The following is a 23,584-nucleotide window of genomic DNA, read 5'->3' as shown; positions in this document are numbered from 1 at the left end:
GGACCTGTGCCGAGTCGTGCCGCGCGACCGGCTCCTCTTCTCGGAGCCGGCCAGCTTTGCCAGCTCACCCGGCATGCACGGAGATCCATTTCAGCATGCCGTCAGTGAGAACCCCCCTTTCGAACCGGACAAAGAGCCGGACCGCCCAGGGGCGGGCGGTCCACCGGACGAGAGGGACCAGACTCATGAGCTCAGTCCTGCGCCCAGCCATCTCGGGCGATGATCCGTTAGTGGCCGCCAAGTACCGGCCCATCTCATCTCACCTGGCCATCGCGCCGCCGGTGAGTGTCGTGATTCCCGCCATGAACGAGGCGGAGAATCTCCCCTACGTCTTCAAGACCCTTCCCTCGTGGATCCACGAAGTGGTCCTGGTCGACGGCAACTCCACCGACAACACCGTCGAAGTGGCCCGTGACCTGTGGCCGGACGTCAAGGTCGTCGAACAGCGCGGAAAAGGCAAGGGCGACGCCCTGATCACCGGGTTCGAGGCGTGCACCGGCGACATCATCGTGATGGTCGACGCGGACGGTTCGGCCGACGGGCACGAGATCGTGTCGTACGTCTCCGCGCTGGTGTCCGGAGCCGACTTCGCCAAGGGCTCGCGATTCGCGAACGGCGGCGGCACGTCCGACATGACGCCGATCCGCAAGCTCGGCAACCGCGTGCTCTGCGCGACCGTCAACGCCAAGTTCGGCGCCCGCTACACCGATCTCTGCTACGGATACAACGCGTTCTGGCGGCACTGCCTCGACAAGATCGAGCTCGACTGCACGGGCTTCGAGGTCGAGACCCTGATGAACATCCGGGTGGTCAAGGCAGGTCTCAAGGTGCAGGAGATACCCAGCCACGAGTACCTCCGCATCCACGGCACCAGCAATCTGCGCGCCGTGCGCGACGGGCTGCGGGTGCTCAAGGTGATCCTCAAGGAACGGTCCAACCGGCGTGCGCTGCGCCGCAGGCCGCACGCCGCCCAGCTCGACTCCGGCCAGGGAGAGGTGTCTTGAGCACGCAGGACATCTCCGTGGTGATCTGCGTCTACACCGAGGACCGCTGGGAGGACATCCTCGCGGCGGTCTCCTCGGTGCGGGCGCAGTCCCTGCCCGCCCTGGAGACGCTGCTGGTCGTGGACCACAACGCCGTCCTCCTGGAGCGGCTGAGCAGGGAGTACAAGGAGACCGACGGGGTGCGGGTGCTCGCCAACGCGGGCCCCCGCGGTCTGTCCGCCGGCCGCAACACCGGGATCGCCGCCTCGCACGGAGCCGTCATCGCGTTCCTCGACGACGACGCCGTCGCCGAACGGGACTGGCTGCTGCACTTCGCCGAGGGCTACACCGATCCACGGGTCATGGCCGTCGGCGGCCGGACGATGCCGATCTGGGCGTCCGGCCGCCGTCCGACCTGGTTCCCCGAGGAGTTCGACTGGGTGGTGGGCTGCACGTACAAGGGACTGCCGCCCGGCCGCGTACGGGTCCGCAATGTCCTCGGCGGCAACGCCTCCTTCCGTCGAACGGCGTTCGACGCGGCGGGCGGCTTCGCGACCGGCATCGGCCGCGACGGCGACAAGCGCCCACTGGGGTGCGAGGAGACGGAGCTGTGCATCCGCCTCACCCGTGCCCGGCCCGACGCGATCCTGCTGATCGACGACCGCGCGGTCATCCACCACCGGGTGCCCGAGGCCCGCGAGCACTTCGGCTACTTCCGTACCCGCGCCTACGCCGAAGGCCTGTCCAAAGCCCTGGTCGCCCGAAGTGTCGGCGCCGACAAGGGACTTGAGTCGGAACGCCGCTATTCGACCCGGGTGCTGCCGGCCGGCGTGCTGCGCGGCCTGCGGGACGCGGCGCTGGCCCGGCCGGGCGGCGCGGGCCGCGCGGGCGCGATCGTCACCGGGGTACTGACAGCGGCCGGGGGGTACGTACTCGGGAGCATCCGGGCCCGCCGGAGCGGCGCCACGTTCTCCGTGGTCTCCGTCACGGCGGTCGAGGGGGTCCCGGACGACGAGGGGGCGGCGGCATGACCGAACCGGTACCGATCCTGATGTACCACTCCATCGCGCGGTCGCCCAACGACGCGACCCGCGCGCTGTCCGTCTCCCCCGAGGCGTTCGCCGAGCAGATGGCACTGCTCGACGACCGCGGGTTCACGCCCCTCGACACCGCCCGGCTGGCGTCGAGTTGGCGCTCGGGCGGACCGCTGCCCGCGCGGCCCGTGCTGATCACCTTCGACGACGGCTACGAGGGCGTGCATCTGCACGGACTGCCCGCGCTCGCCAAGTACGGCTTCGCGTCCACCCTGTTCGTCTCGACGGGGTGGATCAGGGGCGCGTCCGACACCGGGGGCGGTCTCGACGTCATGCTCGGCTGGGACCAGGTGCGCAGGCTCGCGGGCGAACAGATGGAGATCGGCGGGCACAGCCACACCCATCCGCAGCTCGACCAGATCGCCGACGACGCGCTCTGGTTCGAGCTGCTGCGCTGCAAGGAAATCATCGCCGACGAACTGGGCGCCCGCCCGGTGTCGTTCGCGTACCCGTACGGCTACTCCAGCCCACGGGTGCGCCGTACGGTGCGCGAGGCCGGGTTCGCCCAGTCGCTCGCCGTCGGCAACGGTCTCTCACGCCGACGCCAGGGCCCCTACGCCCTGCAGCGCGTCACCGTGCGTCGTACGACCGGTATCGAGGAGTTCGAGCGGCTGGTCGAGGGCCGCGCGATCACCCGAACCTTCGCCCGGGACCGCGCCCTCACCAAGGGGTACGCCATGGTCCGAAGAGCACGACAGGTCCGCCGGAAGGCCATCCGTTCCCGTGTCTGACACGACCACCACAACCCAGGCTTCCACGCCCACGACCGAGGCACCCGAGCAGCGGCCGGGCCGCCGCCTGCGGCTGCCCGGCCGGGGCCGCAAGGGGGCCGACGGGGGAAGCCAGCTGTTCCGCAACGCCTACGCCCTGATGCTCAACACCGGGATCTCCGCGGTGCTCGGGCTCGGGTACTGGCTGCTCGCCGCCCGCTACTACACCGACGCGGCGGTCGGTCAGGGCTCCGCCGCGATCGCCGCGATGAAGCTCCTCGCCGGCGTGACCGCGGTGACGCTGACGGGTGCGCTCGCCCGCTTCATCCCGGTCGCGGGGCGTGCCACCGGGCGGCTCATCTTCCGTACGTACGCGGGCAGTTCGGTGGTCGTGGCGGTCGCCGCCGGGATCTTCCTGCTCACCCTGAACGCGTGGGGGCCCTCGTACCGCTTCCTGCACGGCACGCTCCACGGGCTCGGGTTCGTCATCGCGGTCATCGCCTGGTCGCTGCTGACGCTCCAGGACGGCGTGCTGACGGGGCTGCGCAGCGCGCTGTGGGTGCCGGTGGGCAACACCGTGTTCTCCGCGGTGAAGCTGGTGCTGCTGGTCGGACTCGCCGCCGCGATCCCGACGTCGGGCGTCTTCGTCTCCTGGGTGGCCGCCATCGCCCTGTCGGTGGTGCCGCTGGGACTGCTGGTGTTCCGGCGGCTGGTTCCCCGGCACATAAAGGCGACGAAGGACCACGCGAAGCCGCCGTCGCTCGAGGAGATCGGCCGCTTCCTCGCCGGTGACTACACCGGTTCGCTGTTCTCGCTCGCCGTCGTCTATCTCGTCCCGGTGATCGTGGCGTCGCAGGTCAGCTCCGCCGACAACGCGTACTTCTACATCACCACGACCATAGGCGGCACGGTCAACCTGCTCGCCATCAACATGGGCGCCTCACTGACCGTCGAGGGGTCGCACGAACCGGCACGGCTGGCCGCCAACACCCGGGCCGTGCTCAAGCGCATGGCCCGGATCATGCTGCCGATGTGCGGACTGCTCTTCCTCGGTGCCCCGTTCATCCTGCACGTGTTCGGCGACGGCTACGCGCACGCGGCGACCCCGCTGCTGCGCTGGTTCGCCGTCGGCGCGCTGCTGCGGGTGGTCATGGAGACGTACTTCGCCGTCCTGCGCGCCCAGAGCCGGACCTCCGGACTCGCCTATCTGCAGGGCCTGTTGTGCGTGCTCGTGCTCGGTCTCACGGTGTTCCTGCTGCCCCGTATGGGCCTGACCGGCGCGGGCGTCGCAGAGGTCTCCAGCCTCGCGGTGATCGTGACGATCGCCGCGCCCAGGCTGTTCAGGATCGTCCGCACCGCCCCGCCCGCCGAGCGGCCCGAGGACGCGGCGCCGGACGGGGACCTCGCCGACCTGGGGGCGCGCGATGTCGCCGTCACCGAGCCGCGCGAGCCGAAGCGCGGGCCCGCCTGGGCCCTCGACTCCGACACCCTCGCCCTCGGTGTCCACGTCGACTTCGACCACCAGGAACGCAGGCCCGACGTACGCCCGGGGCCCGGCACCCCGCCGAGCGGGACACCCGCGGCGCGGCGCCCGACGTGGGCGCTGCGGCAGCCGTCCGTGGGTCTGCCGGTCGAGGCCCGCGAGCCGGGCTCCGAGGCCTCGCTCGGCCCGGCGGAGACACCGGAGGTCGACGCCCCGTTCGAGGCGCGGGAGCCGGCGAGCGCTCCGACCGGAACGCGCGGTGCGCCGGCCGCTGGCTCGCCCGCCGGGGCCCGGTCCGCCGCGGAGGCACGGCCGGCCGCCGAGGCACTGCCTGCGACGGACAGCCGACAGGGGCCGGGCGACCCGCCGCTGTCCTGGCGGCAACGCGTCCTGCACCCGTCGAAGCCCGGCGTCGTCCTCGGCTGTCTCCTGTTCTCCGCGCTGCTCCTCTACTGGGTGCCCGCGCTGAGCCTCAACGACGGCTCCCTGGCCCGCATGGGCGGCCTCGGCCTGATCTCCGTGCTCCCGCTGCCCACCCTCATCGGCGCGGCTCTGCTGGTCACGGTCTTCGCCTCACTGCTCTGGATGAACAGCGAGCACCGGGGCCTGCTGCTGATCACCCTGCTCGCCACGGTCGTGTCCCTGCACGCGCTGCCGGCCGTCATCGAGACCGAACCACGGTTCGCGACCGCCTGGCAGCACCTCGGGTTCCTGGACTACATCGACCGAACAGGGTCCGCCGTACCGGACCTGGACGCCCGCTGGAGCTGGCCCGGCTTCTTCGCGGCGGCCGCGTTCGTCGCGAAGGCCTGCGGGGTCACCGACCTCACCGAGGTCATCCGCTGGTGGCCGCTCGCGATCCAACTCCTCTATCTGGCACCGATGTTCCTGCTCGTCCGCTCGATGCGGGCGAGCTGGCGGGCCAAGTGGACGGGCATCTGGTTCTTCGCCCTCTGCGGCTGGGTCGGCCAGGACTACTTCTCCCCGCAGGGCTTCACCTACCTGCTGTACCTGATGTTCGTGGCCATCCTGCTCGTGTGGTTCCGGGCACCGCGCGTGCTGTGGGCTGCGCGGCGGCCGGGCGAGGCCGAGGTCGAACCGGCTGACCGCCGGCAGCGGGCCGTGCTCCTCATGATCCTGATCGCGCTGTTCGCGGCCACCGTCCCGGCGCACCAGCTCACCCCGTTCGTGATGCTGGGCGTCCTCGCGGTGCTCGTCGTCGTCGGCCGCTCCGAACTGCGCGGTCTGCCCATCCTGTTCGCCGTCCTGGTCGCCGCCTGGGTCGGCTTCATGGCCGAGCCGTACTGGTCGGGCCACTTCAACGAGCTGTTCGGCGGAGTCGGCGGCGTCGGCAGCAATGTGTCGACGTCGGTCTCCGGCCGTATCCAGGGCGGCAGTTCGACCCACAAGCTCGTGCTCTACACCCGGGTGCTGCTCGCCGGCTCACTGATGGCCTTCGCCTGCTGGGGCTGGTGGCGACGGCGTGAGCACAAGTACCGCGAGCGGTCGCTGCTCGTGCTGACCCTCGTCCCGTTCCTCGGCTTCGGCATGCAGTCGTACGGCGGCGAAATGGCCCTGCGCGTCTTCATGTTCGCCGTCCCGGGCGCGGCCCTGCTCGCCGGACTCGCCCTCTTCCCGCGCACCGGAGCCACCGCGAAGGAGCGCGAGAAGGACCGGGTGAGCCTCGCCCCGGTCGCCGCCCTGATGGCGGGCCTGCTCCTCATGGGCGGCTTCCTGGTGGCCCGTTGGGGCAACGAGGCGTTCGAGCGGATCAGGCCGGGCGAAGTCACGGCCATGAACTACGTGTACGCGCACGACGATCCGACGGTCCGGCTGCTGTGGATGAGCAACGACACCGTCGACAACGTGACACCCGCGATGCCGTGGGGCGCCAAGGACATGGAGAAGGTGCAGTACGTGCCCACCCTCGCGCCCGTCGACCCGGTCCTGGTGTCCGGACTGGTCAAGGCGCTCAAGGACGCGGGCCCGAACTCGTATCTGATGATCAACCGCAGCCAGGTCGTCTACCTCGAGATGGACGTGGGCTATTCGACGACCTGGGAATCGAGGCTGATCACCAACCTCGACGGCCGGCAGGAGCTGAAGAAGGTCCTGGTCAACGACGACGTCACGATGTACACGCTGCGCAAGCAGCCCGAGGGCAGGGTCCCGAAGGCCGATCCCGGTCCGATCGGACCGCAGGTCACCTGGACACCCTGGTCGGTCGTCGGCGGCCTCGCGGCCGTCGCCCTCATCGTGCTGCTGACGACACGGGAGATCGTCCGGATCGCGGTGCGGCCCGGCATACGGCAGTTGCAGTGGCTGCAGAGCAGCTTCTGGTTCTCGCTGCCCCTGCTGGCGGTCCTGCTGGCCTCACTGGTGCAGCGGTTCCTGACAATGAAGTGACGGACGGACCGGGCGGCGGGCACGGGGCTGCGCATGCGAGGTGAAGTGGCTCAACGGGACTACCGGCTCAGCCACTTCACCTCGTACGCGGCCATCTCGAACCGCTTCCCCTCGACCTTCGCGCTGATCGGCCGGTCCAGGGTGTTGACCACGAGGACGGCCCTGTCGGAGGCGAGGACCCGCACGTTGGGCACGTCGTCCGCGGCGACGGAGACCTTCTCGTACGCCGTCCCCGGCGGGAACGCCTTGCCGAAGCGGGAGACCAGGTCGTACATGGGGAGTTCCTTCCCCCCGCCGGCTGTGTCGGTCGGGGTCCACAGACAGCCGGCGCAGGCTGTGCCCTTCTCGTTCTCCGGGTTCCAGTAGAAGCCGGAGGAGGCGCCGCCCCTGACCATCGCGATCAGGCCGCTCGCCTGGACGGCGACCCGGTGGGTCTCGGACCAGCCCTTGCGCTCGTCGTTGCCGTCGGCGGGTTCGACGTAGTACTCGGCCCACCACAGCGGCAGTCCGCGCGTCCGCTCGCGCACCCACTTGCCGACGGCCGTGAGCTTGTCGGTGGCCGCGAACTCATTGGGCAGCGTGTCGTCGTCGTTGGTGTAGCTGGAGCCGTCCACGACCACGAAGTCGGCGCCCGCCTTGTGCTCGTTCCAGTAGTCGAAGGCGTCGAGGACCCGCTGGTCCATGGCGCCCCAGGTGCCCCGCACGGTCGGGGACGCGTCCTGGGTCTGCCGCGGGTCGAAGCTGTCCATGACCAGGTAGGGGCCGCCCACCATGATGTCCTTGTCCACCTTCTTCAGCGCCTTGTAGACCAGGTTGTAGAGCTCGGTGTAACCCTCGTAGTCCCAACGGCCCTTGCTGTCGTTCCAGAAGCCCTTGAACTCGTTCCAGACGATGAAGTGCCGTACGTCGGGATAGCGTTTGGCGACGGTCGCGGCGAGCGCGGCGAAGTCCGCGAAGTGGGAAGGTTCCGGGGCCGTCTCCAGGGACGACTGACTCCAGTTCGTCTTGTCGGCACCGGACTTGCCGCCCTTCATCCAGTCCGGCGAGCAGCACAGCGTGACGACCGGGGTGCCGCCGGACCTGCGGACGAAGTCGATGCGGCTGTCCATCTCGGAGAAGTCGTAACGCCCCTTGGACGGCTCGGGGTTGCCCGCTCCCCAGCCCATGATGTGCTGGTTCTGCGGCAACGCCACCTGGTCCTTGCCGAGCAGTCCCTCGACCCGCTCGGTGGCGGCGCCACTTCCCTCGTCGGCGCTGAACTGGGTGTGGGTGAAGCCCCAGCCGACCTCGGGCCCGGGTGTCCGGGACGGAGTGACCGGCGTGCCGTGCACTTTGTCTCCGTCGCGGGTCGTGCCCGCGGTGCTCCCGCCGTCCCCCGGCAGGGTGTTGATCAAGGTCACCACCAGGGCCAGCACGGCCACGCCCACGCCGATCAGCGCGGTGAGGCGCCACCGTCCCGTCCCCGAATTCCACCCATGACGTCCCATCATGGGCCACAGTAACGGGGGGAATCCGACGCGGGACAGATCTCGTCGCACCACAGCCCTGTAACAGGACGGAGGCGATACACCGGAAGAGCGGGACCGCGCACGACACACGCGACGCACCGCGGAAACCGGGTGCACGGGGCGCCCTTGTGACAGATCATGGCGACATGTCTGCGAACCCACACGACGCTCTGCCGATCAGGCTCAACGTCGACGACAGCGACTCGCCGTCGGATGTCGTCGACGCGCTGTTCCTCGGTCGCTTCGCGACGGGCGAGCAGCCGCACTCGCACGCGGCGAACATCGACCGCGTACGGTCCGGGGCCACGCTGCTCCCGCCGGGCGCCCGGGTGCTGCGCTCCGCGCGCGACGACGACCGCAGCGCCACCCTCGCCGAGGGCGACGGCTGGACCCTGCTGGTGTCCCGCTGGAACCGGGGCGCCGACGTCACGGTGACCGCGACCAGCGTCGAGCTGGCCGAGAAGGTGCTGAAGCAGGCCACGGACGGCGCGGCGGACGAGCCGGAACCGCAGCCGGAGAACGTGACGATGGGCTTCTGGTACGTGTCGCCGCGCCGGGGCCCACACCGCACGACCCGGCAGATCTCGGCGGGGACGTGGGAGGAGGTCCGCGCCAACTACACGGCACCGGTGGCCGACGCCATGGACCGCCTGATGAAGACGACCCCGGAGGACATCGCGGGCCGGCTGCTCCTCCTCCACGGTCCGCCCGGCACCGGCAAGACCTCCGCCCTGCGCACGCTGGCCCGTTCCTGGCGCGACTGGTGCCAGGTGGACTGCGTGCTGGACCCCGAGCGGCTCTTCTCCGACGTCGGCTATCTGATGGACATCGCGATCGGCGAGGAGGACGGCACCGGCAAGGGACGCTGGCGGCTTCTGCTCCTGGAGGACTGCGACGAGCTGATCCGCGGCGAGGCGAAGCACACCGCGGGTCAGGCGCTCTCCCGGCTGCTCAACCTCACCGACGGCCTGCTCGGCCAGGGCCGCAACGTCCTCGTGGGCGTCACGACGAACGAGGACCTGGAGCGCCTGCACCCGGCCGTCGTGCGTCCCGGCCGCTGCCTCGCCCGGATCGAGGTCGGACCGCTGACCCGCCGCGAGGCGGTGGGCTGGCTGGGCACCGAGGAAGGCGTCTCCCGCGAGGGCGCGACCCTCGCGGAGCTGTACGCACTGCGCCGCGGAACGACCCCGACGTCGGTACCGGACCAGCGGGAGGGCGCGGACGCTGGGCTGTATCTGTAAGGGCCTGGCTGGATCTGTAGGGGCCCGGCTGGATCTGTAGGGGCCTGGCTGGGGCTGGGGCCCGAGCCGGGCTCGCAGTGAAGCCGGGCTCGGGGCTGAGCCCGGGCGGGGCTCAGCTCAGGTGGGGCTCAGCCCGGGCGGGGTTGGGTCCTGGGCTGGAGCTGGGGGTCATGGCTGGGGCTCGGGCTGGAGCTGAGGGTCATGGCTTGGGCTCGGGCTGGAGCTGGGGCCGGAACTTCGGCCTGGCTCGGGCCGGAGTTTGAGGCCGCCGCCAGGACCGCTGCTCGGGCCGGGCCGGGCTGCGGCTGCGGCTGCGGCTGCGGCTGCGGCTAGGAACCGTCCTCGTAGGCTGCCCTCAGTGCGTCGCGTACGGCGTCAAGGGCGGCGTTCTCGGTCAGGCCGAGCCGGCGTGCGCGCTCGGCGTAGGCCTGCGCGGCGGACGCGGCCTCGCGTGACGCGGCGTCCCCCGCGGCGGCCACGAACGTGCCGTTGCGGCCCCGCGTCTCGATCACGCCGTCGGACTCGAGGGCCCGGTAGGCCTTGGCGACGGTGTTGGCCGCGAGGCCGAGCGACTCGGCCAGCCCCCGTACCGTGGGCAGCTTGTAGCCGACCGGCAGCGCGCCGGACCGGGCCTGCTCGGAAATCTGGGCGCGCACCTGCTCGTACGGCGCGGCCCCCTCTGCGATGCGGATCTTCAGGGTCACGCGGCGATTGTCCCGTACCCGCGGAAAGCGTTCCTTCCGTACCCGCCGGAAAATGAGAGGCATCCGTACGCGGGCCCCGCGTAGCGTGCGATGCCATGACCGTGATCGTTCGCGAACTGCGGCGCGGGGACCCGGTGGACGCCGCGGGCTTCGCCCGCATCCGTCACCAGGCTCTCCCGTTCATGCTCTTCACCCCCGAGTCCATCGCCTACGACGTGGAACAGGCCCATCCCGACTCCCACTACCGGCCGTTGCTGGCCGAGGAGGACGGCGAGCTGATCGGCACCGCGCAGGTGGGCCTCGTGCACGACAGCCCGGAGCCCGGCCAGGGGAGCGTCAACATCCATGTGCACCCGGAGCGGACCGGGCGCGGCGCGGGTTCGCTACTGGCCCGCACCGCCGAGGAACAGCTCGCCGCGCTGGGCGCGACCAGACTGCACGCCTGGGTGTCGGACGCCCCCGCATACCGCGCCTTCGCGGAGAAGCGGGGCTACCGTGCGGCCCGCTCCGCACACTTCCTCCGCCTCGATCTGGCGAACGGCACCCTGCCACCGCTCCAACCCCCGCCACCCGGCGTGGAGTTGCGCACCGGAGCGGACTTCGGGGACGACCCGCGGCCACTGTTCACGCTGGACGCGGAGACGCTCCTCGACGAACCGAGCGACCTCGGCCGCGAGTTCACGGACTACGAGGCCTGGCTGGCGGAGACCTGGCGTCACCCGCTGCTGAGCCATGAGCTCACCTCCGTCGCGCTGGTCGGCGGCCGCCCGGCGGCGTTCAGTGCGGCCCGTACCGACGGCGGCAGCCGCTACGCCACCGTGATGACCGGCACCGGCCGCGCCTTCCGGGGCCGGGGTCTCGCCAAACTCGCCAAGAACCACTCCCTGCACCGGGCCCGCGCGGCCGGGTTCACGGACGCGTTCACGGGCAACGACGCCGGCAACGGGCCGATGCTGGCGATCAACAAGTGGTTCGGTTACGAAATCTGCGCAACGGAGGTGAAGTATGTCCGTGACCTCGGCTGACACGCCTGGCTCGTTGGAGGTCGTACTCGTCAAGGCAGGCCGCACGAAGATCAGTTACCCGGCCGAGCTGCTCGCCGACGACGGCACCCGGGTGGTCGTGCGCGCGCCGTGGGCGGGCGACACCGTCCGCGACTTCGGCTTCGTACGGTTCGAGAAGGGCGATGTCTTCACCGAGTACTACTGGCGGGACCGCTGGTACGCGGTGAAGGAGGTCCGGGACGCCGCGGGCGTACGCAAGGGCTGGTACTGCGACATCACCCGCCCGGCCACCGTCACCGCAGGCCGGCTGATCGTCGAGGATCTCGACCTGGACCTGTGGCTCTCGGCCGACGGCACGGACGTACTGCGCCTGGACGAGGACGAGTTCGCGGAGAGCGGCCTGGCTGCCAGCGACCCGGCTGCCGCGGCCGCCGCCGAGAAGGCACTGGACGAACTCGAACACCTGGCCCGCGAGGGCGGCTTCGAAGCACTGCTGGCGTAGGTACCGACACGGCGGGCGGCGCCGGCCTGTGCTGCCGCAAGGGCGGCCTTGCCCCGGGCGGCGTCGGCCCGGGCGGCACCGCGGGCGGGCGGCACCGCGGGCGGGCGGCACCGCGGGCGGGCGCCACCGCGGGCGGGCGCCACCGCGGGCGGGCGTCGGCCCGCGGTGCCGCCCGCTCAGAGCCCCCTCCAGAGCCCCGCTCACGGGGCCGCCGCTCCCAGAGAGTGGCGCCCCCTCCCCGAAGCGTCCGCTCGGAGCGCCCGCTCAGAAGTCGGCCACCACGGCGTACCGCTCGTCGTCGACGTCCCGCCCCCAGAGCCGCGCGTCGGCCGACAAGGGCTCGACGCGCAGATCGGCGACATCGGACACCAGAGGCCGGAGCAGGCCGGTCAGCCGTTCGGCGGATATGCCGACCGGGCTCAGGGTCCCCCACACACCCTCGACGAGCACCAGCCGCCCTCCCGGGCGCAGAAGTCCGCGCCAGTGCCGCAGCACGCGCTCGGGATCGGGCAGCGCCCACAGCACATGGCGGCTGAGCAGGACGTCGAAGCGCTGCTCGCCGACGGGCGGTGCCAACGCGTCACCGACGAGGAACACCGCGTCACGTCCGGCCAGCTTGGCGCGGGCGAGGTCGATCATGCGGGGCGAGAGGTCGACCCCGGTGACCCGGTGCCTCCGCTCGGACGCGATGAGCGACAGACTGCCGGTGCCGCAGCCGACGTCGAGCACGTCGCCGGCCCGCTCGGGCAGCCAGCTCCCCAGCCGGGCGGCCCAGGCGGCGCGGACCACGGGGTCGCGCAGACCGTGGTCGGGTTCCTCGTCGAAGGTGGCGGACTCCGCGTCCCAGTCGACGCCCGACCCCGGATTCATGCCACTGTTGCTCACCATGCGCTCCAGAGTGACACCCACCACTGACAGTCGACGGGTGCCCACCAAGGACAGCCGACGGGTGACCGCCGCCACAGACAGATCGCGACCGATGAGGAACTCTCCCCGAAAGGGTCTACCTCCGTACAACCGCGGAATCCGGTAGACGCAAGGAGGCAGCCATGCGCCGTGTGACCGTGCAGAAGCCCCTGAGGAAGTCGGACTCCCGCCGTGTACGGGACGAGCCCGACGAGCGCCCCGCCGAGCGCCCGGAGGTCCGAAAGGACATCGCGCGCACCTGGTGGCCGGACGGCTGAGCCGCCGCGCCCCACGGCGTACACGGCTTGCGGTGAGCGCCGTCAGGCCAGCCGCTTGCGGTAGTGGATCCGGTCGTACGGCCCGTCCGCGCGCCGCTCGGTCACCTCGTACCCGTACTTCGGGTAGATCTTCTGGTTCTCCCACATCAACGCGTTCGTGCAGAGCCTGATCTCGTCCAGCCCGAGCGCACGCGCGTGAGCGTCCACGAATCGCAGCAGCCGTCCCCCGATGCCCCGGCCATGGGCATCGGGCCGGACCGCGATGGTGTCGAGATACAGATGGTCCGCGCGCTCCTCGACGACCACGAGCCCCGTCACCGGATCCCCCGTGACGAACACCTGCTCCGCCGCCACGTTCGCCGCGTGGTCCGCCTCCATGGGCATCGGAACGAGCCCGATGCGCTCGACGTACGGCTGGAACGCGGCGTCGATCACGGCCTTCACGACGGGCACGTCGGCAGCGACGGCCACCCGCACTCCGAACCCCTCGGGCGTCTCCCCGAACTCCTCGGACGTCTCGTTCATGTCCGGCACGCTACCTACCTGAGCGCAGTCTCAGCACTCCCTTAACAGCGCCATAAGGATCTCCATCACCCGCCTCCAGCAGGCGATTCCACGGCTTCTTGAGGCTAGCTTTCTGATCACCCCCCCCACGGGATCCCGGCATGGGATCCCTGCACGGAACGCCGTGCGGGACTCACCCCACGCGCCAGGACCGTTCGAGGAGTTCCCCCATGTCCGCACGCCGCAAGGCCGCCGGCGTCGCCGTCCTCGGCATCGCCCCGCTCGCCCTGTCCGCGCTGGCCGCCGCGCCCGCCTCGGCGCACGGCTCGATGGGGGACCCGGTGAGCCGCGTGTCCCAGTGTTACGCGGAGGGTCCGGAGAACCCCAGGTCCAATGCCTGCAAGGCGGCCGTCGCGGCAGGCGGCACCCAGGCGCTCTACGACTGGAACGGCATCCGCATCGGCGACGCGAACGGGCGGCACCAGGAGCTGATCCCGGACGGCAAGCTGTGCAGCGCCGGCAACGCCGAGTTCAAGGGACTCGACCTGGCTCGCTCCGACTGGCCCGCGACGAGGGTGAGCAGCGGCTCGTACACCTTCAAGTACCGGGTGACCGCACCGCACAAGGGAACGTTCAAGGTCTACATCACGAAGGCGGGGTACGACCCGTCGCAGCCGCCGGCCTGGGGCGATCTGGACCTGGCGCACCCGGTCGCGACGGTCACCGACCCGGCGGCCTCGGGCGGCTTCTACACCTTCTCCGGCACCCTCCCGGAGCGCTCCGGCAAGCAGCTCCTGTACGCGGTCTGGCAGCGCTCGGACAGCCCGGAGGCCTTCTATTCGTGCTCCGATGTCGCGTTCGGCGGCAGCGGCGCCGACGCGGGTGGCGGCAAGGGTGCGGGTGGCAACACGGCTCCCGCGCCGAGCGCCTCCGCGCCGTCCGACAAACAGATCGAGGACGGCAGCGACAAGTCGACCGTGGAGCACCACGGCCACGGTGACAAAGACTCCGGTACGTCGGCGGAGCCGACCGCGAGCGCGGAAACCGCCGGGGTCTCCGGAGACACCGAGACCACTGCGGACGCCAGGGCGGCCGAGGCCACTTCGGAGTCAGCGGGGAACCTGCCGGAGGCCGCGGGTTCCTCCGAGAGTCTCGCCGAGACCGGCGGCGACTCCTCCACCTCGTACCTCGCGATCGGCGGTTCCGCCGCTCTGGCGCTCGGTGCCGCGGCGTTGTTCGCCTCGGTGCGGCGGCGCGCGACGCCGGACAGCCGGCGCGGGCGCTAGGAAGGACGACTCCGGGGGCTGACCGGCGGCTCAGGCCGGACAGCCCCCGGCGGCGTGCTCGTCCGTCCGCGTTCCGCATACGCCGGAACGCGGACGGACGAACGATCACGCCGACATGCTCGGGCGGACGACCAGGGGCGAGTGGTCCGCCGAGCCGGTCAGCTGAACGCGGACGCGCAGGTGGTGGCGGAGGCGTGCGCCGGGTCGAGCGCGTTCGCCACCTCGTGGTACGCGATCCGGTCGAAGATCCCGATGGCCACGTGCTCGGAGAGGTCGAGCACGCACAGGTTCTGCAACAGGACGTTGTGGACGTCGGATCCGCTCAGGAACTCCGACTCGTACGGCGTGACCACCTCGTCGTACTTGGTGGCGATGACCGTGTAGTGGACGCCGGGGACGGTGTCACCGCCCGCGTTGAGCTTGGTCAGGAACGCGGAGCCGGCGACCTGGTCCGCGAGTCCCGGAGTCGCCGTGGACAGCAGGTCCTCGGCACCCGGGAAATACGGGAGCAGGTTGGTGAGTCCGTTGAGGTTCGTGCCGTGGTTGTCGGGGGCGATACCGACGAGGGCGTTCACCTTGGCGGCTCCGCCGAGGAACTTGAGGTAGTAGCGGGGCATCATGCCGCCCTGCGAGTGGCCCACCAGGTCGGCCTTGGCGGCGCCGGTCGCGGCGAGCACCTTGTCGACGAAGACCTGGAGCTGTGCGGCCGACTGGTCGATGGGGCCGAGGCCGTTGAAGAGGGGGACGCCGGGCAGCTGCCCGTAGTCGAGGGAGAAGACGCAGTACCCGCGGCTGGTCAGGTAGGGCGCGAGGGCCAGCCAATTGTCGACGGAGTTCCCGAAGGTCCCGTGGACGAGGACGACGGGGCGGGGATGCGCGGCGGACGGCTTGCAGGAGTAGTTGTTCCAGCCACTGCTGGGGGCGGAATCAGCGTGTGCTGTGGCGGCGGGGATGACCGCGACGGTGGCGGTCAGGAGCAGCGCGGCCAGGGGTCTGAGCACTCGCTTCCAGGGCAGCATCGAGTGATCTCCTTGCGGCTCAAGGGAGTTGTGGGGGTGTACGCCCTGTGATCCGGATCACGAGGATGCTGTTCACTCGTCAAGTTACGGTCGAGTAGCAGAAGTGTGAAGTTACGCGTCAGTAAAAACTTGCAGTGATAACCGGAACGACTGTCCTGGTCGACCGACCGTCACCAGGCGGGCCTGATGGGACCGTAGGGCGCGATGCTCACCAAACGCGTATACAACGCGCGCATTTCGCCCTCTCCCAGCACATCGGCCCATGCCCGCACGGCATCCGCGGCGGCCTCTTCCGCCGCACGGGTGCACGCCCACCCCAGCTCGGTCAGTACGACGAGCCTGGCCCGCGCGTCGTCGGGATGCGGCCGCCGCTCGACATACCCCTTGCGGACGAGTTCCTCGACGAGCTGGCTCGCGGCCTGCTTGGTCACCCCGAGATGGGCGGCTAGGTCGGTGGCCGTCGCCCCGTCCGGCGCGAGCCGCGCGAAGGCGAAGCCGTGCGCGGGCCGCAGCCCCTCGAATCCCCGGGCGACCACGCCGTTGTGGATACGTTGCGTCAGCTCACCGGCGGTGGCGAGCAGGGCGGCGGACAGGGCCATTGCCTCGGAGTTCTGCACGCATGCATTGAAACACCCTTGACGATTTGGTCAACCTGCTTGACTATATTCCTGAGTCATTGGTCAAGCTGCTTGACCAAATATCGTCGACCCAGGAGGCACCCGTGCCCGTCGTCCGCTCGTCCGAAGCCGTCGTCCATGAGATCCACGGCGCCCGTTTCGTCTCGTACGCCGCTCCGCGCAGCGGCAGCAAGGAGCTGTGCGCCTGGCGCGCGGAGATTCCCGCGGGGCATCAGGCCCCCGTGCACACCGTCAACCGCGAGGAGATCCTTCTTCTCCTCTCCGGCGAGCTGCTGGTCACACTCGACGGCATCACCGAGCGGATCACCGCGGGCGACACCGTGATCATCACCCCGGGCGCGACCCTCGGCATCGAGAACCCGACCCGGGAGACCGCGCTCTCCTGGGTCACCACCTCCATCGGCCTCCGGGCGGAACTGGCCGACGGCTCGGTCCTCACCCCGCCCTGGGCCAACTAGGCCTCCCCGGAGGGGCGATACGGGTCCGCCGGGAAGGCGGGACGGGAGACCGCCTTCGGGCAGAGCCGCCCGCCCCCGTGCAGATGTCAGGCGGCCAGCGTCCCCGGGCCGATCACGTGTGGGCCGAACTTCGCCCGCGCCCGGTCCGCGACCTGCTCGATGCGGCGGATCTTCTCGTCGACCGGGTCGAAGGTGAGCTGGTGGGAGGCCTGCGCCGCGGGGGTCAGGCCCTCGGCGCGCAGGGCGATCACACGCACCCGGGCGCGTTGGAGGCCGAGCGCCTCGTACATGCGGTACGCGCTGTCGGTCAGCGTCGAGGAGTGGGCGGTCGGCTCCTTGAGGGTACGGCTGCGGGTGGTCGCGGAGCGGTCGGCGTAGCGCACGGTGAGGGTCAGCGTGCGGCAGACCTGTTCCAGGGCGCGCAGCCGGTGGCCGAGTTCCTCGGTCGCGGAGAGCAGCGCGTGGCGATGCCGGGAGGGGTCCAACTCGTCCTGCTGAAAGGGGCGTTCGGTGGCAAGGGATCGTGAGGCGGCGTTCGGTACGACCCGGCCCCGGTCGATGCCGGACGCCTTCTCGTGCAGTTCGCGGCCGGCCCGGACGCCGGTGAGGCGCTGGAGCGTGGACAGGGGCGCGGCCGCGACCTTGCCGATGGTGTCGAGGCCGTACTCGCACAGGGTGCGGGCGGTGGCCCCGCCGACGCCGGGCAGCGCGGCGACGGGCCGGCCGGCGAGGAACTCCGTTACGGCGTCCGGCTCTTCGGGCACCACTCGGGGCACCCCGGGTGCGGCGTCCCGCAGCGCCATCCGCGCGAGCATCGGTCCGGGCCCGGCGCCGATCGCGCAGTCGATCCCGTACAGGGCGAGTGTCCGCACCCGGATCAGCGAGGCGAACCCGACGGCACCGCGCCCGAAGTACCGCTCGGCGCCCCGCAGATCGAGCAGTGCGCCGTCGGGTGGCAGCGCCTCGACGACAGGGGTGAACTCCTCCAGAACGCCGAGGAGCGGGGGCAGGGCCGCCTCGTGCAGCGGAGGCAGCTGGAAACGTACGCAGAGGATGGTCATCCCGCACTCCCCGGACTCTGGTGCCACAACTTCTTTCCTCCCGCGGGCCCCTCGCCCGCGGGGCGCAGATCGGCCCAGGGGTGCATCTCGTACCCCGTGGGCATCCGGATCGTCCGGGCCCCGGCCGGATCACCGGCACCGGACGTTCCCGGCCGCCGCGGCTCCCCCGGGCGGCCCGACTCCCCCGGCTTCTCCGGCCTCTCCGGTGCGGGCTCGGCCAGTCGCGCCGCCACCACGTCGAGGCCGCCCTCGGTGCGCAGCTCGACCAGTTCGGCGAGGTTCCAGGCCGCCGCGCCCACCACACTGAGGCTGCGCGGTCCGCGGCGCTGCACCACTCCGCGCACGAGCAGCAGCCAGGAGTGGAAGACGGTGTGGGCGCAGGCGTCGTGGGAGTCGTCGAAGAAGGCGAGGTCGACCAGGCCCGTCCCGTCGTCCAGAGTGCTGAAGATGACCCGCTTGCCGGAGCGGATCGGCGGGGTCTGGGTGGCCGCCTTGGCGCCGGCGACCAAAACCGTCTCACCGTGCCGCGCCTCGCGCAGCCGACGCGCCGTTACCACGCCCAACTCCCCCAGGAACGCGCGGTGGTCGTCCATCAGATTGCGTGAGGCGTCCATCGAGAGCACGCCCAGTTCGGCGCTCAGCCGCTCCGCCGAGGACAGGTCGGGCAGCCCGGCGGAGGCGGTGTTCCGCCCGCCGGACAGCGGGAGTTGGCCGCCGCCCGCGCCCCGGGAGCCGCGGTGCAGTTCGGTCAGGTGCAGTTGCAGATCACGACGGTTGGCGCCGAACGCGTCCAACGCGCCGACCTGCGCGAGCCGCTGGGCGAGCGGTCGGCTCGGCCGGGCCCGTTCCCAGAAGTCGAGCAGTGAGGCGTACGGCTGCCCGTCCGCGATCCGCGCGGCCTCGGCCTCGCTGATGCCGTGCACGTCGGAGAGCGCCAGCCGGACGCCCCAGCGACCGGCGGAACCGGGACCGGGACCGGGACCGGGAGAGTCTGCGGAGCCGGCGGAGCCATCAGAATCGGCGGAGTCGCCAGAGCCGTCACCGGCAGCAGATACAGACACCGATTCAGACACCAGTTCGATACGGTGGCCGACCGCCGACCTGTTCACGTCCAACGGCAGGATCGGCACCCCGCGCCGCCGCGCGTCCGCCAGCAGCAGCCGCTTCGGGTACATCCCGGGGTCGTGCGTGAGCAACCCGGCGTAGAAGGCAGCCGGGTGATGGGCCTTCAGCCACGCCGACTGGTACGTCGGGACGGCGAAGGCGACGGCGTGCGCCTTGCAGAAGCCGTACGACCCGAAGGCCTCGATGATCTCCCAGGTGCGCGCGACGGTCTCGGCGTCGTACCCCTTCAGCGCCGCGTGCTGCGCGAACCAGAACCGGATCCGCCCCTGCGACTCGGGGTCGGAGAGCCCGCGCCGCACCCGGTCCGCCTCGTCGCGCCCGCAGCCGGTCATGATGTCGACGATGTCGATGATCTGCTCGTGGAAGACGACGACTCCGTACGTCTCCTTCAGCGGCCCCTCCAGGTCCGGGTGCGGATAGCGGACCGGCGCCCGGCCGTGCCGCGCCTCGATGAACGGCCGCACCATGTCGGCGGCGACCGGCCCCGGCCGGAAGAGCGAGATGTCGACGACGAGGTCGTGGAAGGTCGCGGGCTGCAGGCGTCCGACCAGGTCCCGCTGGCCCGGCGACTCGATCTGGAAGCAGCCCAGCGTCTCGGTGGACTGGATGAGCCGGTACGTCGCCTGGTCGCCCGGCGCCACCGCGTCGATGTCCGGCCGGTCCCCCGTGGCCCGCTCCACCTCGGCCACCGCGTGCGCCATCGCGGACTGCATCCGCACGCCCAGCACATCGAGCTTGAGCAGCCCGAGGTCCTCGACGTCCTCCTTGTCGAACTGCGACATGGGGAAACCCTTGCCACTGGTCGGCATGACCGGCGTACGGGCGAGCAGGGAGGCGTCGGAGAGGAGCACTCCGCACGGGTGCATCGCGATGCCCCGCGGGAGGGCGTCGAGGGACTCGACCAGGTCCCACAGCTTGCCGTACCGGTCCTTCTCCCCGGCCAGTTCGCGCAGTTCGGGGAGTTCGGCCATGGCCGCGCGGGCGTCCCGGGCGCGGATGTGCGGGAAGGCCTTGGCGATCCGGTCGATCTCGGCCGGGTCCAGGGAGAGGGCGGCGCCCACATCGCGGATGGCGTGCCTGACCCGGTAGGTCTCGGGCATGGAGACGGTCGCGACCCGCTCGGTGCCGAACCGGCCGATGATCGCGCGGTAGACCTCCAGACGGCGCGCGGACTCCACGTCGATGTCGATGTCGGGCAGCACCGGGCGGCGCTTGGACAGGAAGCGTTCCATCAGCAGCCGGTGCTCGACCGGGTCGGCGTGCGCGATGCCGAGGAGGTGGTTGACCAGGGAACCGGCCCCGGAACCGCGTGCCGCGACCCGGATGCCCATCTCCCGTACGTCGTCCACTACTTGAGCGACCGTCAGGAAATAGGTGGCGAAGTTGTGGTGGGCGATGATGTCCAGTTCGTGGTGCATCCGTTCCCAGTACGCGCGCCGGCCGGTATAGCCGCGCAGCACCATGCCCGCCGCCGCCCGGGAGGTCAGGACACGCTGGGCGGTGCGTCGGTCCGCGCCGACGAGATGCGGTTCGGGAAAGTGGACGCCACCGATGCCGAGGTCGTCCTCGGGGTCGACACGGCATGCGGCGGCGGTGGCCCGCGTCTGTTCGAGCAGCCGGTGCGCGGTGTCACGGCGGTAGCCCGCCGCCTCGACGATCCGTTCGGCGGCACCCAGCATGGCGGCCTCGTCCTTGAGCCAGGCCTCGCCGGAGTCCAGCTCGCGCCGGGGGTCGACGGGAACGAGCCGGCGGGCGGCGTCCAGGACGTCGGCGACCGGGCCGAGGCCCGCGTCGGCGTACCGGACGGCGTTGCTGAGCACGGGACGCACGCGCTGCTCGGCGGCGAAGCCGACCATGCGGGCGGCCAGCCGCAGGGAGCCGGGGCCGGTGCCCTGACGGCCGTGCCAGACCGCTTCGAGGCGCAGGGCGTCGCCGTAGACCTCCCGCCAGGGCGCGAGCAGCCCGGCCGCGCGGTCGGGGCGGCCCGCGGCGAGTGCGCGGCCGACGTCGGAGTCGGGGCCGAGCAGCACGGTCAGGCCTTCGGCGTGGTTGTCCGGCCAGGGCAGCAGCGGCGGGCCGCCCTCCCGGCCGCCCGCATGCGTCGCCGTGACGATTCTGCAGAGGTCGGCCCAGCCGGCCGCGCCGTCCCGGGCAAGGAAGGTCACCCGGGGTGTCGACTCATCGATGAAGGCACCACCGCGCACCGGAGTACGGCGCCGCTCCCCCCGTGCGGGCTCGGGCTCCCCGACCGCCAGATCCACGCCGAACAGCGGGCGGATGCCCGCCTTCGCGCAGGCCTTGGCGAACCGGACCGAGCCCGCGAGGGTGTCCCGGTCGGTGAGCGCGAGGGCGTCCATACCCCGTTCGGAGGCGCGCGCGGCGAGGCGCTCCGGGTGCGAGGCCCCGTACCGCAGGGAGAACCCGGAGGCGGTGTGCAGATGCGTGAATCCCGGCACACACACCTCCCGACCTGTGAACCTTTACGGCTCTCGAACACTTGTTCCCAGCTACCTCAACCCCACCATAGACCAATTCTCGAACGCTTGTGCGATGTCCGTTCGAACCTGTCCCACCTGCGCAAACACCGGACGGCCCGGACCGTGGGACATGACGCGGACCGCCGACGTCGACGCCCCTTCGGCGTTCGACTCCCACGGCCGGGAAAGCCCGGGAGCCCCGCCCCCGCGGAGGACGTGGGGGCGGGGCTCCGATTTCCCGGGGAGGCCGGACCGGGAAGGTTGGACCGGGAAGGTTGGACCGGGAAGGCCAGACCGGGAAGGCTGTCAGCCGATCTGGGCGCCGAAGGCCGAGAGCGCCTCGGGCACCGGCTGGAAGAAGGTCTCGCCGCCCGCGGTGCAGTCGCCGCTGCCACCGGAGGTGAGGCCGATCGCGGTGTCGCCGGAGAAGAGCGAGCCGCCGCTGTCGCCGGGCTCGGCGCAGACGTCGGTCTGGATGAGTCCGTTGACGACATCGCCGTTGCCGTAGTTCACCGTGGCATCCAGGCCGGTGACCGTGCCGTCGTGCACATGGGTCGTGGAGCCGCTGCGGGTCACCTTCATGCCGACGGTGGCGTCCCCGGCCTTGGTGATGGGTTGCGTGGAGCCGTTGTACAGATCGACCTCGCTCGGGTGGTCCACGGTCGCCGTGTACTTGACCAGGCCGAAGTCGTTGTCCGGGAAGCTGGACTGCTCGTTCGTGCCGATCCGGTTGCCGCTGGAGTCCGACCAGGTGGAGATCGCCTCGGTGCAGTGCCCGGCGGTGATGAAGTACGGCTGCCCGCCCTTGACCACGTTGAAGCCGAGCGAACAGCGCCCGCCGGAACCGCTGATGGCGTCACCGCCGGCGATGAAGGGCTTGAACTCCCCCTTCGCGCGCCGGAGTTCCGCCTTGGCGCCGAGGCCGTCGACGACCTTGGTGAGTCTGGCCCACTCGGTCCCGGAAACCGTGCGGTCCGCGGTGACGACGACCTTGTTGGTCTCCGGGTCGCTCGCCCAGGACGTACCGGGGATGGTCGCGTCCTTCTTGAGCGTGGTGCGGGCGCTCGTCAGCTCGGCGAGGGAGTTCTCGACGAGCCTGGCCCTGGCGCCGGCCGCCTTGACGGCGTCGGCCGCGGTCTCGTCGAGCACGTTGACGACGAGGTGGCGGGACTTCGCGTCGTAGTACGTTCCCGCCGCGTCGGCGCCCAGGGCCTCGCCGAGGGTCGAGGCGAGCTTTCCGGCCGCCGTGATGGAGAGGGTGTGCGGCGCGGAGCCCTTCGGAACCTCGCTCGCGTTCGCAGTCTGGAAGGTGACTCCGGCGGCGACCAGTGCGGTGATGCCCGCACCCGTCACGAGGGCACGCCTCTTGGATATACGTCGGTGCTTCAACTCACGTCCTCCTGTGGGGGGGTCGGTCCGGGAGGTTGTGGGGACCTCCGGGACCGGAAGGCGTCCGGACATGGGCTCCGAGCACGGTGGAAAAGTCCGTACCGTCGCGTCCATGCCAGTTGTTCCCCGCCCACTATTCCGAGGCGCACAGGGAACACACAAGGTCGACTTCAGGACGCGGATACGACAACAGCCGTACGTGCTCTACGCCCTGACTGTGCGTGGTCACGCCCCGTGGATTCGCACAGCAAACACCGCGCACGCGTCACGCCATCGCGGCCCGCGAGGCCTGGGCCTGTCTTGATATCGACCCTCCATGGGGTCGACTTCGAGGAGGTTTCCCTGGGCGGCGGTTGCTCCCGCACCGGTTGCTCGGGCCGACGGACTACTCGGGCGCGGCCGACCGCTCGGGCCCGGCCGCCCGCTGAAGGTCGGCCGACTCCTGGTGCACGGATGCCTGTTGAGGAGCCGACGATCCCTCAGGAACGGCGGGTTGAGAAGCCAACGCCCCCTCAGGAACAGCAGGTTGGGGATCCGGCACCGGCCCGGGGACGGCGGGTTGCCGGGGATCGGGGGCCCGCTCGGGCACGGCCGGCGGCTGTCCCGACTGCGCCCGTTCCAGGAAGCGCAGCAGTTCCACCGGGAAGGGCAGGACGAGTGTGGAGTTCTTCTCGGCCGCGACGGCCACCACCGTCTGCAACAGGCGCAGTTGCAGTGCGGCCGGCTGTTCCGACATCACCTCGGCGGCCTGGGCCAGCTTCTTGGACGCCTGCAACTCCGCGTCCGCGTTGATGATCCGGGCACGCCG

The 23,584-nt window shown here is 71.0% G+C and carries 19 protein-coding genes and 1 pseudogene; 10 read left to right on the top strand and 10 right to left on the bottom strand.

All coding sequences use genetic code 11. The features are described from left to right. Positions 1 to 185 precede the first annotated feature (185 nt). From ACFYR3_RS10485 to ACFYR3_RS10470, 4 genes are read left to right on the top strand one after another with little or no spacing between them, the layout of a single operon-like run. The gene (locus tag ACFYR3_RS10485; protein ID WP_355857158.1) at positions 186 to 1,004 is read left to right on the top strand and encodes a glycosyltransferase family 2 protein; all 819 of its coding nucleotides are present in this window, start codon (positions 186 to 188) and stop codon (positions 1,002 to 1,004) included. Then, the gene (locus ACFYR3_RS10480; RefSeq protein ID WP_355857155.1) at positions 1,001 to 2,014 is read left to right on the top strand and encodes a glycosyltransferase family 2 protein; all 1,014 of its coding nucleotides are present in this window, start codon (positions 1,001 to 1,003) and stop codon (positions 2,012 to 2,014) included. The genes ACFYR3_RS10485 and ACFYR3_RS10480 overlap by 4 nt, the downstream gene beginning before the upstream one ends. Then, entirely contained in the window at positions 2,011 to 2,808 is a 798-nt protein-coding gene (locus tag ACFYR3_RS10475; protein ID WP_389282421.1) for a polysaccharide deacetylase family protein, read from the top strand. Before ACFYR3_RS10480 ends, ACFYR3_RS10475 begins: the two co-directional genes overlap by 4 nt. Next, positions 2,801 to 6,676 (top strand): lipopolysaccharide biosynthesis protein, encoded by a 3,876-nt coding sequence (locus ACFYR3_RS10470; protein WP_389282419.1) that lies wholly within the window; start codon positions 2,801 to 2,803, stop codon positions 6,674 to 6,676. The genes ACFYR3_RS10475 and ACFYR3_RS10470 overlap by 8 nt, the downstream gene beginning before the upstream one ends. 59 nt (positions 6,677 to 6,735) lie before the next feature. On the opposite strand, the gene ACFYR3_RS10465 is transcribed toward ACFYR3_RS10470, so the two are convergent. Further along, a complete protein-coding gene (locus ACFYR3_RS10465) occupies positions 6,736 to 8,163 on the bottom strand; it encodes a xylan 1,4-beta-xylosidase (RefSeq protein ID WP_389282702.1) in 1,428 nt (475 codons plus the stop codon). A 167-nt stretch (positions 8,164 to 8,330) separates the two neighbouring features. Between ACFYR3_RS10465 and ACFYR3_RS10460 the strand changes: the two genes are divergently transcribed. Continuing rightward, the gene (locus ACFYR3_RS10460) at positions 8,331 to 9,425 is read left to right on the top strand and encodes a DUF5925 domain-containing protein (RefSeq protein WP_355857146.1); all 1,095 of its coding nucleotides are present in this window, start codon (positions 8,331 to 8,333) and stop codon (positions 9,423 to 9,425) included. A gap of 329 nt (positions 9,426 to 9,754) precedes the next feature. Here ACFYR3_RS10460 and ACFYR3_RS10455 read toward each other — a convergent pair whose 3' ends face one another. Next, on the bottom strand, positions 9,755 to 10,129 hold the full coding sequence (locus tag ACFYR3_RS10455; protein ID WP_356785725.1) for a GntR family transcriptional regulator: 375 nt from the start codon (positions 10,127 to 10,129) through the stop codon (positions 9,755 to 9,757). 95 nt (positions 10,130 to 10,224) lie between these two features. Here ACFYR3_RS10455 and ACFYR3_RS10450 point away from each other — a divergent pair, with 95 nt between their 5' ends. Both ACFYR3_RS10450 and ACFYR3_RS10445 read left to right on the top strand, forming a co-directional pair. After that, positions 10,225 to 11,154, top strand: coding sequence for a GNAT family N-acetyltransferase (locus tag ACFYR3_RS10450; RefSeq protein ID WP_389282416.1), 930 nt, complete (start codon positions 10,225 to 10,227; stop codon positions 11,152 to 11,154). Beyond that, on the top strand, positions 11,135 to 11,635 hold the full coding sequence (locus ACFYR3_RS10445; RefSeq protein WP_355857137.1) for a DUF402 domain-containing protein: 501 nt from the start codon (positions 11,135 to 11,137) through the stop codon (positions 11,633 to 11,635). The genes ACFYR3_RS10450 and ACFYR3_RS10445 overlap by 20 nt, the downstream gene beginning before the upstream one ends. Positions 11,636 to 11,899: 264 nt before the next feature. Here the strand turns inward: ACFYR3_RS10445 and ACFYR3_RS10440 are convergent, their stop codons facing one another. Next, positions 11,900 to 12,523: a class I SAM-dependent methyltransferase gene (locus ACFYR3_RS10440; RefSeq protein WP_355858539.1), complete on the bottom strand. Its 624-nt coding sequence runs from the start codon at positions 12,521 to 12,523 to the stop codon at positions 11,900 to 11,902. 161 nt (positions 12,524 to 12,684) lie between these two features. On the opposite strand from ACFYR3_RS10440, the gene ACFYR3_RS10435 reads away from it, so the two are divergent. Further along, positions 12,685 to 12,819, top strand: a complete 135-nt coding sequence (locus tag ACFYR3_RS10435; protein ID WP_263974428.1) for a hypothetical protein — start codon at positions 12,685 to 12,687, stop codon at positions 12,817 to 12,819. A 42-nt stretch (positions 12,820 to 12,861) separates the two neighbouring features. Here the strand turns inward: ACFYR3_RS10435 and ACFYR3_RS10430 are convergent, their stop codons facing one another. Then, positions 12,862 to 13,344 carry a GNAT family N-acetyltransferase gene (locus ACFYR3_RS10430; RefSeq protein ID WP_355858542.1) on the bottom strand — a complete coding sequence of 161 codons (483 nt, stop codon included), beginning with the start codon at positions 13,342 to 13,344 and terminating at the stop codon, positions 12,862 to 12,864. Between the two features lie 209 nt (positions 13,345 to 13,553). Between ACFYR3_RS10430 and ACFYR3_RS10425 the strand changes: the two genes are divergently transcribed. After that, a complete protein-coding gene (locus tag ACFYR3_RS10425) occupies positions 13,554 to 14,609 on the top strand; it encodes a lytic polysaccharide monooxygenase (RefSeq protein WP_356785730.1) in 1,056 nt (351 codons plus the stop codon). Between the two features lie 158 nt (positions 14,610 to 14,767). Here ACFYR3_RS10425 and ACFYR3_RS10420 read toward each other — a convergent pair whose 3' ends face one another. Further along, complete coding sequence (locus ACFYR3_RS10420) at positions 14,768 to 15,628, bottom strand: alpha/beta fold hydrolase (RefSeq protein WP_355858548.1); 861 nt, start codon at positions 15,626 to 15,628, stop codon at positions 14,768 to 14,770. 170 nt (positions 15,629 to 15,798) lie between these two features. Then, the gene (locus ACFYR3_RS10415) at positions 15,799 to 16,245 is read right to left on the bottom strand and encodes a MarR family winged helix-turn-helix transcriptional regulator (RefSeq protein WP_355858551.1); all 447 of its coding nucleotides are present in this window, start codon (positions 16,243 to 16,245) and stop codon (positions 15,799 to 15,801) included. A gap of 104 nt (positions 16,246 to 16,349) precedes the next feature. Between ACFYR3_RS10415 and ACFYR3_RS10410 the strand changes: the two genes are divergently transcribed. Further along, on the top strand, positions 16,350 to 16,724 hold the full coding sequence (locus tag ACFYR3_RS10410) for a cupin domain-containing protein (protein ID WP_355858554.1): 375 nt from the start codon (positions 16,350 to 16,352) through the stop codon (positions 16,722 to 16,724). 86 nt (positions 16,725 to 16,810) lie between these two features. Here the strand turns inward: ACFYR3_RS10410 and ACFYR3_RS10405 are convergent, their stop codons facing one another. The 4 genes and pseudogenes from ACFYR3_RS10405 to ACFYR3_RS10390 all read right to left on the bottom strand — a co-directional run. Then, positions 16,811 to 17,785 (bottom strand): hypothetical protein, encoded by a 975-nt coding sequence (locus ACFYR3_RS10405; RefSeq protein ID WP_355858557.1) that lies wholly within the window; start codon positions 17,783 to 17,785, stop codon positions 16,811 to 16,813. Continuing rightward, entirely contained in the window at positions 17,782 to 21,366 is a 3,585-nt protein-coding gene (locus ACFYR3_RS10400; RefSeq protein ID WP_389282412.1) for a DNA polymerase III subunit alpha, read from the bottom strand. The genes ACFYR3_RS10405 and ACFYR3_RS10400 overlap by 4 nt, the downstream gene beginning before the upstream one ends. Before the next feature lie 327 nt (positions 21,367 to 21,693). Next, on the bottom strand, positions 21,694 to 22,776 hold the full coding sequence (locus ACFYR3_RS10395; RefSeq protein WP_355858563.1) for a S1 family peptidase: 1,083 nt from the start codon (positions 22,774 to 22,776) through the stop codon (positions 21,694 to 21,696). A gap of 385 nt (positions 22,777 to 23,161) precedes the next feature. Continuing rightward, positions 23,162 to 23,584 (bottom strand): annotated as a pseudogene (locus tag ACFYR3_RS10390) (slipin family protein); the annotation flags it as partial.

It is taken from the genome of Streptomyces sp. NPDC005784, from assembly GCF_042871525.1.
Lineage (GTDB): Bacteria > Actinomycetota > Actinomycetes > Streptomycetales > Streptomycetaceae > Streptomyces.
Note: the sequence above shows the minus strand (reverse complement) of the source record. Positions and strands in the feature narration are given on the sequence as shown.